The sequence below is a fragment of the Mesorhizobium sp. M1E.F.Ca.ET.041.01.1.1 genome, from assembly GCF_003997355.1.
In the GTDB taxonomy this organism is placed as follows: Bacteria; Pseudomonadota; Alphaproteobacteria; order Rhizobiales; family Rhizobiaceae; genus Mesorhizobium.
Window position 1 is genome coordinate 1 of record NZ_RZSL01000120.1, and the last position, 13,405, is coordinate 13,405.

14 protein-coding genes and 1 pseudogene are annotated in these 13,405 nt (G+C 61.5%); 9 read left to right on the forward strand and 6 right to left on the reverse strand.

Annotated features, from left to right (window positions below; genetic code table 11):
* The 3 genes and pseudogenes from EOA38_RS12770 to EOA38_RS12780 all read right to left on the reverse strand — a co-directional run.
* Positions 1–674: pseudogene (locus EOA38_RS12770) on the reverse strand (mandelate racemase/muconate lactonizing enzyme family protein); the annotation flags it as partial.
* Between the two features lie 61 nt (positions 675–735).
* Entirely contained in the window at positions 736–1,902 is a 1,167-nt protein-coding gene (locus EOA38_RS12775) for a mandelate racemase/muconate lactonizing enzyme family protein (RefSeq protein WP_127299361.1), read from the reverse strand.
* A 51-nt stretch (positions 1,903–1,953) separates the two neighbouring features.
* Complete coding sequence (locus tag EOA38_RS12780) at positions 1,954–2,664, reverse strand: GntR family transcriptional regulator (protein WP_127299362.1); 711 nt, start codon at positions 2,662–2,664, stop codon at positions 1,954–1,956.
* Positions 2,665–2,875: 211 nt separating this feature from the next.
* On the opposite strand from EOA38_RS12780, the gene EOA38_RS12785 reads away from it, so the two are divergent.
* The 7 genes from EOA38_RS12785 to EOA38_RS12815 all read left to right on the forward strand — a co-directional run bounded on the left by EOA38_RS12785 (position 2,876) and on the right by EOA38_RS12815 (position 10,159).
* The gene (locus EOA38_RS12785; RefSeq protein ID WP_127299363.1) at positions 2,876–4,357 is read left to right on the forward strand and encodes a sugar ABC transporter substrate-binding protein; all 1,482 of its coding nucleotides are present in this window, start codon (positions 2,876–2,878) and stop codon (positions 4,355–4,357) included.
* A 77-nt stretch (positions 4,358–4,434) separates the two neighbouring features.
* Positions 4,435–5,394, forward strand: coding sequence for a sugar ABC transporter permease (locus tag EOA38_RS12790; RefSeq protein ID WP_127299364.1), 960 nt, complete (start codon positions 4,435–4,437; stop codon positions 5,392–5,394).
* Positions 5,391–6,284 carry a carbohydrate ABC transporter permease gene (locus tag EOA38_RS12795; protein ID WP_127299365.1) on the forward strand — a complete coding sequence of 298 codons (894 nt, stop codon included), beginning with the start codon at positions 5,391–5,393 and terminating at the stop codon, positions 6,282–6,284. The genes EOA38_RS12790 and EOA38_RS12795 overlap by 4 nt, the downstream gene beginning before the upstream one ends.
* 10 nt (positions 6,285–6,294) lie before the next feature.
* The gene (locus tag EOA38_RS12800; protein ID WP_127299366.1) at positions 6,295–7,392 is read left to right on the forward strand and encodes an ABC transporter ATP-binding protein; all 1,098 of its coding nucleotides are present in this window, start codon (positions 6,295–6,297) and stop codon (positions 7,390–7,392) included.
* Positions 7,393–7,413: 21 nt separating this feature from the next.
* Complete coding sequence (locus tag EOA38_RS12805; protein ID WP_127299367.1) at positions 7,414–8,577, forward strand: mandelate racemase/muconate lactonizing enzyme family protein; 1,164 nt, start codon at positions 7,414–7,416, stop codon at positions 8,575–8,577.
* A 23-nt stretch (positions 8,578–8,600) separates the two neighbouring features.
* A complete protein-coding gene (locus EOA38_RS12810; RefSeq protein ID WP_127299368.1) occupies positions 8,601–9,347 on the forward strand; it encodes a ribonuclease activity regulator RraA in 747 nt (248 codons plus the stop codon).
* A 314-nt stretch (positions 9,348–9,661) separates the two neighbouring features.
* On the forward strand, positions 9,662–10,159 hold the full coding sequence (locus tag EOA38_RS12815) for a CDP-archaeol synthase (protein ID WP_127299369.1): 498 nt from the start codon (positions 9,662–9,664) through the stop codon (positions 10,157–10,159).
* On the opposite strand, the gene EOA38_RS12820 is transcribed toward EOA38_RS12815, so the two are convergent.
* On the reverse strand, positions 10,106–11,095 hold the full coding sequence (locus tag EOA38_RS12820; RefSeq protein ID WP_126092660.1) for a metallophosphoesterase: 990 nt from the start codon (positions 11,093–11,095) through the stop codon (positions 10,106–10,108). The genes EOA38_RS12815 and EOA38_RS12820 overlap by 54 nt on opposite strands.
* Positions 11,096–11,134: 39 nt before the next feature.
* Positions 11,135–11,533 (reverse strand): c-type cytochrome, encoded by a 399-nt coding sequence (locus EOA38_RS12825; RefSeq protein WP_126092659.1) that lies wholly within the window; start codon positions 11,531–11,533, stop codon positions 11,135–11,137.
* 128 nt (positions 11,534–11,661) lie between these two features.
* On the opposite strand from EOA38_RS12825, the gene EOA38_RS39130 reads away from it, so the two are divergent.
* A complete protein-coding gene (locus tag EOA38_RS39130; RefSeq protein WP_189434634.1) occupies positions 11,662–11,949 on the forward strand; it encodes a BON domain-containing protein in 288 nt (95 codons plus the stop codon).
* A gap of 71 nt (positions 11,950–12,020) precedes the next feature.
* Positions 12,021–13,115 (forward strand): CapA family protein, encoded by a 1,095-nt coding sequence (locus EOA38_RS12835; protein WP_126092658.1) that lies wholly within the window; start codon positions 12,021–12,023, stop codon positions 13,113–13,115.
* Here EOA38_RS12835 and EOA38_RS39740 read toward each other — a convergent pair.
* On the reverse strand, positions 13,088–13,405 hold a 318-nt coding region (locus EOA38_RS39740; RefSeq protein ID WP_210212963.1), incomplete at its 5' end, for a hypothetical protein. The genes EOA38_RS12835 and EOA38_RS39740 overlap by 28 nt on opposite strands.

Sequence of the window (13,405 nt, forward strand, 5' to 3'; positions counted from 1 at the left end):
GTGAAATGCAGCCCCGTGAACGGGTGCCGCACGTTCTGCGCATCGTAGGCGAGATTGCGGGCCTTGCGCTCCTCGAGCGTGCCGCCGCGGCCGCGCGGATTGGCGCGAAACCCTTCGAGCGCGCCGGCGGGCGCTGTCACGGCGCCCGGAATGTGGGCGATCTGCATCAGACCCAGGTCCATCTTGAGGAAGGTGAAGCCGCGCTCCATGCGCGCCTTGAGGCGCTTGCCGGTCTCGGTGCCACTCGGTTTCTCGGCGTCGGTATCGCAGTAGACGCGCACGTGATCGCGAAACTTGCCGCCCAGCATCTGGTAGATGGGGACGCCATAGGCCTTGCCGGCGAGATCCCAGAGCGCAATCTCAACCGCCGACACGCCGCCGCCCTGCCGCCCATGACCGCCGAATTGCTTGATGCGGCGGAACAGGCGGTCGATATCGCAGGGATTTTCGCCGAGGAGCCGGCTTTTGAGCATCAGCGCGTAATTGGCGCTTGCGCCGTCGCGCACTTCGCCAAGCCCGACGATGCCCTGGTTGGTGTAAATCTTGAGCAGCGCCGAGGTGAACGGCGCGCCGACGATTTCGGCCACCCGCATGTCGGTGATGCGAAGGTCGGACGGCTTGGAGTTCGTGTTCACCCGATTGACGGCCTCGTCGGCTCCACCCGTCTTTGGCATGACTTATCCTCGTTCTGGTCGATTGGTTCATGCCCCGCACGTGGGGCGGCGCAGAGCGCTGCTAGCCCAGCTCAATCTCGTGGGCCTGCAGGTATTCGCGGTTCATCTCGACGCCGAGACCAGGCTTCGACGTCAGCTTGAGGCTGCCGTTCGAGACGTCGAGCGGGCTGTCGATGAGGTGATCGTATTTGGAGAGGTTCCACTCGGACGTTTCCAGTTTGTAGAAATTGGGAACGGTCATCATTACCTGCGCTCCAGCCACCACGTTAATTGGTCCCGCGGCGTCATGCGGCGAGACGGGGACGTAGTAGGCTTCGCATAGGGCGGAAATCTTCTTGAGCTCGGTAATGCCGCCGGTCCAGGTGACGTCCGGCATGATGTAGTCGGCGAGCTTGTTCTCCAGCACCGGCACGAAATCCCACTTCGTATGGCCCCGCTCGCCCCACGAGATGGCGGCACTGACCTTCTCGCGCACCTGCTTGAGGGCGTTGAGGCTCTCGGGCGGGCAAGGCTCCTCGAACCAATCGATCTGGCCGGCTTCCTCGAGGCTGCGGCAGAGGCGAATGGCGGTGGGAACATCGAAGCGGCCATGCGCATCGATCAGGATGTCGACATCGGGACCAGCCGTTTCGCGGATCAAAGCGGTGAGTTCGGCCGCCTCGCGCTCATCCTTGCGTGTCATGCTGCCATCGAGGTAGCCGTCTCGCCGTTCGCGGGGCACGCCATCGACACTGCGGCCCTGATGGGGGAAAGGATCGAACTTGAGCGCAGTGTGTCCGGACTCGACGATGTCGCGAATTTCGCGGACCACGGCCTCCTTGCTGGTGAACTTGGCCTGGTTGGGATGGGTGTAGAGCGCGATCTCATCGCGCACCGCTCCGCCCAGCAATTCGTAAATCGGCTTGCCGAGGACTTTGCCGCGGATGTCCCAGAGGGCTATGTCGATGGCGCTCACGCATTCGACGGCGGCGCCGCGACTGCCCATGTAGGTGAAGCTGCGGAAGATCTTGTGCCAGAGATGCTCGATGCGCGCCGGATCCTCACCTGCCACGGCGGCACCGATCTGCCGCAGGATCGTGCAGAGCGCGCGGTTGGCGCGCTTCGTCGTGGTGGTGATCTCTCCCCAGCCACTAACCCCCTCGTCGGTCGTCACTTCGACGAACAAGTACTCTCCCCAATAGGAGGCATCGGACTTGATCAGCCACGGCCGAACGCTCGTGATTTTCATCTGAACTACCCTATCGATTGGCCAGGTTGACGATGTTCGGGACCGGATATCCTATCCGGCCCGCGCGGCGTTGCGCGCACGCATGTGTTCGAGGATGTGCCGGCCGGAGCCCTCGACATGGCGGGCAACGAGTTCGGCCGCCTTGTCTGCATCTCCCGCCTTCACGAGCGCGATGAGCTCGCGGTGCTCGCGAATGATCGCGGCACGTCGCGCGAGGGTGAAATCGAAACGCCGGCTCACGGCGCGCAGCACTTCCCGATGCTTCCACCAAAGCTCGGCGGCGTGGCGGTTGTAGTGCCGCTGGTACATCACGGTGTGGAAGGCGGTATCGAGCTCACTGTGCCTGAATGTGTCGGCGAAGTTGTTCTCTTCGATCAGCCCCTGGATACGTTCGAGTTCGGCGATGTCCTCGACGGTGGCCATGTTCACAAACCATCGCGTCAGGGCCGGCTCAATCAGAACGCCGATCTCGTAGATATCGCGCACAAACTCCTGATCTATAGGCCGGACGCGCGCCCCGCGGTTGGGAGTAAAGATGACAAAGCCCTCGCCGCGTAACAGCTGCAGGGCCTCGCGCACGGGATTGGTCGAAGTGCCGTGACGCCGGGCGAGATCGGTGACCACAAGCCGTTCATTCGCGGCCAGCCGTCCCTCGATGATGTCTTCCCTGATCAGCTCATAAAGCGAGGCGCCCTCGCTGGAGGCCCCTATGGGGTCGATCCCCGCAGGTGGCTTGGCTTTAAAATCACTTGGTTCGGCCAAGGCCCGCTCCCCTAGGATAATACACACTCTTTCCGATTATCACGCAAAGTTTCGATAAACAATGTACGATCTAGCGCGTTGACAGACAATTCACGATCTGAAAACGTACAAAGAGACCGAAGGGATACACAGAGCGATATCCCCTGGTCGAACGAGCTAGGACCGCTTGCCCCGAAGCGAAGCGGCGTGGGAGAGAACCTGGAGGATACCTATGACGAGGATTACACTCGGCGGTGCCGTCCTGCGCGGCACTGTCTCGACGGCTTTAATGGCATCGTTGATGTCGGCGCCGGCGCTGGGCGCGCCGCCGGTCGACTTGAGCAAGTGGTCGCCGGAATATGTGCGCTCGATCGCGGGCACGCAGGATTTTGATACGGCGGGCGATTGCGCCAAGGTCACCCCGCTCGACTACAAGGGGCGACTGACTTTCTGGTACCAAGGCGTGTTCGAGGGCGACCCCGATCTTCTGCGCCAGTACTACAAGGATTTCTTCGCAAACTTCCGCAAAACCTATCCGAACATCCAGCTCGAGGACCAAGCCCTCACCTACAACGACCTGCTCGACAAGTTCCGCACGGCGCTGCTCGGCAATGCCGCGCCGATGGCGGTCCGCCTGCAAATCCTGGGCGGTACCGAATTCGCCTCGAAGGGCTATTTGCAGCCGCTCAAGCCTGAGGACGTCGGGTATTCGACCGAGGATTTCTGGCCCGGCGCCATGAAGGCGGTGACCTGGGACGGCGTGACCTACGGCATTCCGACCAACAACGAAACGATGGCGTTCATCTGGAACGCCGACATCTTCAAGCGCGCCGGCCTCGATCCCAACAAGCCCCCGGCAACCTGGGATGATGTCGTCAAGTATTCCAAGCAGATCCATGACAAGCTTGGCATTGCCGGTTATGGCCTCGTAGCCCGCAAGAACGCCGGCAACACGCCCTATCGATTCATGCCGCAGCTGTGGGCCTATGGCGGCGGCGTCTTCGACGAGGCGAAGGCGGACCCGACCTACAAGGAGATCGAGCTCAACAGCCCGCAGAGTAAGGCGGCGCTGCAGGCCTCGTACGACATGTATGTTCGGGACAAGTCGGTTCCGGTTTCGGCACTCACGAACCAGCAGGCCGACAACCAGCCCCTGTTCCTGGCCGGCCAGCTCGGCATGATGATCTCCCACCCGTCCGACTACAACGTCATGCTCGACCTGCAGAAGAAGGCGACGGGCACCGACAAGGACAAGGCGCAGACGGTTATCGACAACATGCGCTACGGCCTCATTCCGACCGGTCCCGACGGTAAGCGCGCCGTCGTGTTCGGCGGCTCGAACATTCACATCCTGAAGCCCGAATATGTCGAGGGCGGCAAGGTGGACGAGCCGGCGGCAAAGGCAATCATCTGCATGTGGACGAGCCCCGAATGGTCGCTGAAGATGGCCTACGCCGGCTCGAACCCCGGTAACCTCAACGGCTTCAAGACCAAATGGATGAAGGAGCGTTTGGACAACATCAAGTTCCTCGATGTCACCACCTCGATGTTGCCATACGGCATCCCGTTCCCGGCCCTGCCGCAGTCGCCCGAGATCATGAACATCATCGTCCCGGACATGCTGCAGAATGCCCTGACCGGAGCGATGACCGTCGACCAGGCAGCGGATGATGCGGCCAAGAAGGTAAAAGACCTGATGGGCGGCGGACTCTAGCCGAAGCCTGACCTGCGATCTCACCGGCTGCGCCAATAACGCGGCCGGTTCGTTCCGAAGAACAAGGGCACGCCAAAGTGACGATCGTGAGCGGCAAGACCGAGGTTCGCCGAAGATTGCAACCTGGTTGGTCGGGCATGCTGCGAAAGATTTGGGGGCATCGCGCGGACTACGCGTACGTCGTTCCTGCGATCGCCGTGATGCTGATCGTCATCGCCTATCCGATCTATTATACGATCGAGCTGTCTTTCTTTAACACGCCGCCCGGCCTGCAGCTCCGGGACAAGATCTTCGTCGGCTTCGACAACTACACGGCCATCCTCACAAGCGAGGTGTTCTGGAGGGTCACCTGGAACACCCTTGTCTGGACACTGGCATCCACCTTCTTCTCCTTTGTCCTGGGGTTTGCCGCCGCGCTGGCGCTCCACCGCGACTTTGTCGGCCGTGGCGTCCTGCGCGCAATCCTGATCATCCCCTGGGTCATCAGCGCGGTCGCCGCCTCCTATATCTGGAAGTGGATCTACCATTCGGATTTTGGGATCATCGGCGCGATCCTGGTCGAGCTAGGATTGACCGACCGGCCGCCCAATTTCATCGACAGCGTCGGCACGGTGCTGCCCTCCCTGATCGTCGTCAATATCTGGCGCGAGTTTCCGTTCGCCATGATCATGATGATGGCCGGCCTGCAGACAGTCCCCGACCAGTTGCTGCGCGCCGCAAAAGTCGACGGCGCCAATGCATGGCAGCGCTTCTGGCACGTCACCTTTCCGCATTTGAGGAACGTCTCGACGGTGACGATCCTGCTGCTCGCCGTGGCCAATTTCAATTCCTTCATCATCCCCTGGATCATGACCGGCGGCGGCCCGTCGAACGCGTCGCATATCTGGATCACCCACATCTATGAGCTCGCCTTCGGCCGCCAGCGCTGGGGGGTGGCATCGGCCTATTCGGTGCTTCTGTTCCTCATCCTGATGACGCTCGGCTACTTCTACGTCCGTGCGCTGAGCGGCAACGAGCGGAAGGACGGGAGCGCATGAGCACGATTGCCGAGACAGCCGCTCGAGGCCAGACCAGCCGCCGCCGCATGCGCATCGACGGATGGCGGTGGGGCGGGCGCGTCTTCCTAGTGTTCATGCTGCTTTACACGGCGTTGCCGATGATCTGGATGCTGCTCACGTCGATCAAGTCCGGCTTCGCGGCAATGCAACTTCCGCCGCAATGGTGGCCTGACCAGCCCACCCTTGCCAGCTACCAGAAGCTGCTCGATCCGCAGAACAGCGTCGGCCAGGACTTTCTGCGCTTCTTCTGGAACAGCCTTTTCGTCTCGACCGCCACGACCATCCTTTCGGTGATCGTGGCTGTCCCTGCGGCCTACGCGTTTTCGCGCTTCACCTTCCCGGGTCGGAATTTCCTGTTCTTCGCCGTGCTGCTGCGCAACATGTTCCCGGCGGTGATCTTTCTCGTGCCGCTCTTCATCCTGATGCGCGCAATCGGGCTGGTGAACACGCATGGCTCGCTTGTTCTCACCTACCTGACCTTCGGTCTGCCGCTGGCGATCTGGCTGCTCAAGGGCTTCTACGATAACATCCCGGTGCAACTCGAGCAGGCGGCGCGCATCGACGGGGCGACGCGGCTGCAGGCCTTCATCCTGATCGTGATGCCGCTTTCGGCGCCGGGCATCATCGCAACGGCGATCTATTCCTTCATCGGCGCGTGGAACGAATACATCTACGCCTACACCTTCCTCTCCAAGAACGAACAGTTGACGCTGCCGGTCGGCATCCAGCGCTTCTTTTCGGAAAACACGACGGACTTTCCGGGCCTGATGGCCGCCAGCTTCATGATGAGCGTGCCCGTCGTGGTGCTGTTCCTCGTCCTGCAACGGTACTTCGTACGCGCCCTTACAGAAGGCGCGGTCAAGCATTAGGGAGTTGCCGATGGCCCACGTGGTCCTCAAAGATCTCGTCAAGACCTACGGCAGCTTCAAAGCCGTCAACGAAGTTTCGCTGACGGTCAATGACGGCGAGTTCGTTGCGCTCGTCGGCCCGTCAGGCTGCGGCAAGACGACCACGCTCAATCTCGTCGCGGGCCTGACCCCGATCACATCGGGCGACATCGTCATCGGCGACCGGGTGGTCAACGACCTCGACCCCAAGGACCGGGACATCGCAATGGTGTTCCAGAACTACGCGCTCTACCCGCAAAAGTCGGTCTATATGAACCTCGCGTTCCCGCTGCAGATGCGCAAGCTGCCCAAGGACGAGATCGACAAGAAGGTCAGGGAAGCGGCGCGCGTGCTCGACATGACGCAGCTGCTTGAGCGCAAGCCGCGCGAACTTTCGGGCGGGCAGCAGCAGCGCGTGGCGCTCGGCCGCGCCCTCGTCCGCGACCCGGCTGTGTTCCTGATGGACGAGCCGCTCTCCAACCTCGACGCCAAACTGCGAGTGCAGATGCGGTCCGAAATCAAGCGGTTCCATCAGGACCTGAAGGCGACGATCATCTATGTGACGCACGACCAGCTTGAGGCCGTGACCATGGCAGACAGGATGGCAGTGATGAACGGCGGCTATCTGCAGCAATACGACTCGCCGGCGCAGGTTTTCGCCCATCCCGCCAACATGTTCGTCGCGAGCTTCGTGGGCAGCCCGGCAATGAGCCTTATTCCGCTGGAGGCATCGACGGCAAACGGCGATACCGTTCTGACGAGCGCGGAGGGCTGGAGCCTTGCGCTCTCGCAAACCAACGCGCGCAAGGTCCTGCGGGCGAGCACCAAGAAGATTGTGCTCGGTGCACGCCATTCGACGATCAAGTTGCACAAGAGCTCAGTCCCCGGTGCCATCCCGACCAAGGCCTATACGGTGGAGCCAACTGGAGACGTCACCTTCGTGCAGGCGTTCCTCTCCGGCGCCATCGTCAACATCAGCGTGTCACCCAACATCGCCGTCACACCCGACGAACAGATCTGGCTCGAGTTCGACCAGGAGCGCATGCACCTGTTCGACGGCGAAACCGAAATGGCCCTCTGGGCCAACTGACGCGTGCGGAACGTGACCTGAATGACGACGAAGCTCAAGATCGCAGCGATCAAGCCCTATCCGGTGTGGGTGGGAACGCGTAACCAGATGCTCGTCAAGGTCGAGACCGACCAGGGCATCTTCGGCTGGGGCGAGAGCGGCTTGAGCGGTCGCGAAAGAGCCGTCGCCGGCGCGCTCGAGCACTATCGCGAGTTTCTCATCGGCCGCGACCCGATGCAGATCGGCCGGATCTGGCAGGAGCTTTATCGCAGCCAGTATTTCGAAGGCGGGCGCGTCCTGCAGGCGGCGATTTCCGCCATCGACATCGCCCTTTATGACATCAAGGGCAAGGCGCTGGGGGTGCCGGTCTACGAGCTGCTCGGCGGCAAGCAGCGCGACCGCATCCCCACCTTCGCCTCGACCGGAGACGAGGCCGAGGGTGATGTTGCCATCGAACGAGCCCGCGAACTCCGAGCACAAGGATGGCAGGCGATCCGCTTCTTCCCTCTCGGCCAAAGCAGCAGGGACGTCTTCGAGCCGCGCGAGTCGATAGGCGCCACCGCGAGCATGCTGAACAAGGCACGCGAGGCGCTCGGCGACGACATCGTGCTTGGCATCGACTATCATCATCGGCTGTCGGTGGCCGAAGCGGCGAGCTTCTGCAGCAAGCTTGGCCGCGGCGTGCTTGATTTCCTCGAGGAGCCGATACGGGACGAAACGCCGGAGGCCTACGAATCCTTGCGTAGGATGACCGACATCCCCTTTGCCATCGGCGAGGAATTTGCCAGCAAGTGGCAGTTCCTGCCCTACATCGAACGCGGCATCCACCAGTTCAACCGGCTCGATGTCTGCAATGTCGGCGGGCTCACCGAGGCGATGAAGGTCGCCGGCTGGAGCGAGGCGCATTATGTGGACCTGATGCCGCACAATCCCCTCGGTCCGGTGTGCACGGCCGCGACCATGCATCTCGCCGCCGCGGTGCCCAACTTCGCCTGGCTCGAGACCAGGGCGCCGGAAAGCAAGCTGGGCTTCGACAATTCCGAATTCTTCCCCGTGCAGCCACGGCTCGACGGCACCGATTATCCGGTCAGCGATTTGCCGGGGCTCGGCGTCGAGGTCAACGAAGCGGCCATCCAGGCCCAGAGCTTCCGTTTCTGGGAAGCGCCTCACCTCAGGCGCCGCGATGGTTCCGTCACGAACTGGTAGTTCAATTTCAACCGGAGGCGATAATGACGCATACTCCCGACATCACGCGGCCGCCCAAAGACCTGATCGACGGCCTAAGGGAGATCGGCGCCGCGACTGTTGCCGGCACGCTTGGCCACATGGGCTTCCGCAACCCGCACATGGTCGGTCCGGTGGCGCAGAACCACGGCAAGTCGATCGTCGGGCCGGCGCTGACGCTGCAGTTCCTGCCGCAGCGGCCTGACCTCTTCACCGAGGGAGAATATGCCGATCCGGAGACGCAACTGCACCGGCACGTGCTCTATCACGCGCAGGAGGGCGACGTGGTTGTCGTCGACGCGCGCGGCGACATGAGCTCTGGCGTGTTCGGCGATATGATGTCGACCTATTTCAAGGGCAGAGGCGGCGCGGGCATCGTCATTGATGGATGCATGCGCGACCGGCCCAATGTCGAGAAGCTCGATCTGCCCCTATGGCTGCGCGGCTGGACGCCCAACTACCATGTTCAGACCAGTATCTATCCGAACGCCGTCAACGTTCCGATTGCCTGCGGCGGCGTCACGGTGATCCCCGGCGATATCATCGTGGCCGACGACGATGGGGTGGTGGTGGTTCCAGTATCAATGGCCCCGCAGGTGATCGAAGAAGCAAAGAAGCATCACGATTGGGAGGAGTTCTCGCGAGAGAAGCTCATGCAGGGCGCGCCGTTGCAACGCTATTATCCGCTGCATGACGATGCCCGCGGGGAATACGAGGAGTGGCGCAACGCAAGACGCCGACACGGCCGGTGACGATCACGATGTTGTCCACCCTGCGGAATAGGCGACACAGCGGAGGCAGTTGCTCACCGGCTACTTCCCTCTGATGGGGCCGCAACAGCTCACCGTAAGTCAACAAAATCAAATCGATGCGTGGAGGATCGCCACCCGTATCCGGCCAACCGAAGATGTAAATATGCACTAACCCATTGATCTCGTATTGTCTGGCGAACCTAAAGATGAAGGGCAGGAATGAACATCGATACGAGGGTTGTTGAACACTATAGTAGATTGGGCGGCCTGGCTCGCTCCTCGCTACGCCGACTCCCTGTCAATGCGAGAAGCCCATGGTGCAGCTTCATTTCTGGCCGATTGCTCAGTGCCTCGTCTTGTTAACTCTTGCGAACGGCGTGCCCGTGATCGCCAAGAAGGTGCTTGGCGACCGGCTCGCTTGGCCGATCGACGGCGGCTGGCATTTCTGGGATGGGCAACCGCTCCTCGGCAAGTCGAAGACGCTTCGAGGGCTCGTTCTGGCAGTCCTGGTCGCTGCTGTCGGCGGGGCTCTTGTGGGGCTCAACGCACCAACTGGAGCGCTTGTCGGTTTTGGTGCCATGGCAGGCGACATGCTGTCGAGCTTTCTCAAGCGTCGGCTGCGATTGGCTTCAAGCGCTGAAGCGCCGGGGCTCGATCAGGTGCCCGAATCCCTTCTGCCCCTTATCCTTGTCAGAGGCATTGTTGGCCTATCGGCTTGGGATATTCTGATTGGGGTCGGGGCCTTCTGGATCGGCGAGCTACTGGTCTCTCGGCTTCTCTACATGCTTCGCATCAGAGACAGGCCCTACTAGTTCCGTGCGGGCAAGTTGATGGAGCGTGATCTCTGGAAGACAGTTCAGACGGACTGCGACAACACTCGAGCCCGCACCGACAGAGGTGTAGCCGAACATGCCGCGATACATCCAGGCACCGGCGCCCATCCTTCGAGGAAGCTTTGAATCCAGGGTAATTGGGATCCCTCCAGGCAGACAGATCTGGCCGCCGTGCGTGTGACCCGCGAGCAGCACGTCGAACCCGGCGTGCACCGCCTGACGATATATCTCGGGAGTGTGGGAAAGCAGGATCGAGAATGCCTCGCGCGGCACTCCGGCTGCTGCCTTTTCGATATTGTCGACCCTGAAGAAATGCGCATCGTCTATTCCGGCCAGGTAGATGCGCTCGCCATTGCGCTCGACCACCTCGAGCTCGTTCATCAGCATGCGAACGCCCATGTCCTCCAGCGCTGGGACCATTCGCACAGTGTCATGGTTGCCAAGCACGCCGTATAGAGGCCCCCTCAGAGACGCTCGCACACGCGCGACGCCATCCAAAGCCGCCTCGAAAGGGCCAAACGTCTTGGCGCGGAAGTCTCCCGTGAGGACGCAGATGTCGTAATCCAGGTCAGCGACCAGTTCGATAACCCGATCCATTGCCGGGCGGCTCATATCGGCGTGGAGATCGCTGAGCTGCAATATCCGGAAACCTTCAAATTGGCCTGGCAGTTTCGCCGACGCGATGTGGTTGGTTCGGACCTGGACGTTGCCGGCATTGCGGCGCCCGCGCCCGTAGAGGCCGCAGACCCGAAGCACGTTGCGGATTACAGCATGGACCGAATACCAGTTTTCCAGGTGAAAGAAGTTCAGACCTTGGCCGAAGACTTGCGCCTCGTGGTCGTCTTCTATGCCCAGGCGCTGCATTGCATGGATTCGGCCAAGGCGTTCGTCCAACCTGAGGCTGATGTCAGTCATCGCGGCCCAAATCCATCGCGCAGTCATTGCTGCCCGAATCTAGTGCTGCAGGGTCTCGATGTAACCCGTCAGATTGTGGATGCGTTCGGTGGTCACCACCTCGCCACCGCTTGGACCGTACGTCTTGGCGTCCTCTTCAAGAAACTGCCGACCCCAGACCGGCATCTCGCGATCGCCATGGCTCGGTATGGCGTAGCGACCGTCAATGGTGGCGAAGACCCTCGAATAGGGGAACCTGCCACCGTTGCGCTCGGACAGATGCGTCAGATCGGGCGGATGCTTGAGCAAAAAGTCGCCCAGCGGTCCGTCGCCCCTGCCGCCGACGCCGTGGCACACCGCGCATGAGTTCAGGTATTCCGCCTCGCCGTAGGACATTTCCTGGGCGGTGGCCGCGCTCATGGTCAATCCGACGCATGCCGCCATCGTCAACAGTCTCATACCACGCTCCCATCGCTGCCCGACGAGAAACTCTAATCCATCCTACGGGCCCTGCTTTGACGCAACGCAATGCCGGCGTGTGCGGTCTCGTTACTGTTCCCGAACCTTAACCAGCGGGAGTGGCTGCCATGTCATTCAAGACGGTACTGACGATCACCGGACCGGACATGGGCGATGGCGATCTGCAAATCGCCGCCCGCCTTTGCGAAGAGGTTAGCGCCCACCTTGCCGTTCTCGTCGTGGTGCTCGCTGCGCCGCCACCCGTTGGCGAGTATGCCGAATTGAGCGGCAGCGTGGCGAGCGAAATTGTCCGCGACGCTATCTGCGTGGCCGCGGAGAACGCACCGGGCGCCAAACAGGTGATCGATCACCTTAGTGTAGTTCCTCGAGCCTCTGGCTCGAAGGGACAGACATAGTGCTTTGCACCTTCGGAAGGGTTCGATGTCTTCCGCCCTAGACCCAATGTGTTGAGAAGGGACCGCGCGAAATGAGACTGTTTCTGTGCGGCGATGTGATGACCGGACGTGGCATCGACCAGATCCTGCCGCACCCTTGCGAACCGACGCTGTTCGAGCCGCATGTCCACTCCGCTCTTGGTTACGTGAAACTGGCGGAAAGCCGTTCAGGCGAAATCCCACGAGCGGTGCCTTTCGACTATATCTGGGGCGACGCATTGGACGAGATCGATCGCCACGAACCAGACCTGAGAATCGTCAACCTGGAAACCAGTGTCACGGCCGATGGTCAGCCTGAGCCGAAGGGCATCAACTACCGGATGCATCCGGCGAATTTGGGCTGCATAGCTGCCGCGGACATCGACTGCTGCGTTCTTGCCAACAATCATGTCGCCGACTGGGGATCAGCCGGCCTGAAGAATACGCTGTGCGCGATACGACAAGCGGGATTCGCGACGGCCGGCGCGGGGCTCGATGCCGATGCGGCTGCCACTCCCGCCATGCTCGAAGCCGCCCCGGGCAAGCGGCTTCTCGTGTTCGCCTTTGCCTGCCCATCCAGCGGAGTCCCGGATCACTGGGCTGCCGGGGAGAGGCGACCCGGCGTGAATGTCCTTGCCAGCCTGGGCGAAAATGCCCTCGCAGCCGTCATCCACAGCATCGATCGCTGGCGCCGGCCCGGCGACGTAGTCCTCGTCTCCGTCCACTGGGGACCCAATTGGGGCTATGATGTGCCCGCCGCGCATATACGCTTTGCCCACGGCCTGATCGACAGCGCCCGCGTCGACGTCGTCCATGGGCACTCTTCGCACCACCCCCTGGCGATCGAAATCCATGCGGGCAAGCCGATCCTCTACGGATGCGGCGACTTCATCAACGACTACGAAGGCATCGGCGGACACGAAGCGTATCGTCCTGAACTCTCTTTGGCCTATTTCATCGATTTGGACGACGTAAGCCACAGTCGTCTCAGGATGGAAATGGTGCCCTTCCGCATGCAGAAATTCCGGCTCGTTCGCGCCAGCGAAGTTGAAGCCGCATGGCTCGGCCAGACGCTGGACCGCGAATGCCGGCGCTTTGCGCGGCGCGTTCGCCTGAGCGATCAGAACACGCTGATACTGTCGACATAGGCGCATTCGACGACTTGGTAGATGCGGCGTGATCGGGTGTCGGCGAGGAAGACCCGAATTAACTGCCGACACTTGACTGACGCTGCGACCCCGGCAAAGATGGTTGCGCGGGGCATGGGACGCACGCGGAGGATGCGGCACGATGGAGGTCGGTGGCGTCGGTTCCATGGCCGATGGTCGGGCGGCGGATCGCAGTTCAGTCGCCGGCTATTCGGGTGAAAGCACGCGTTCATCTTCCAGCGCGTCTTCATCAGTTTCCGGCAGAAGTACTTCAACAAGCAGTTCGGATT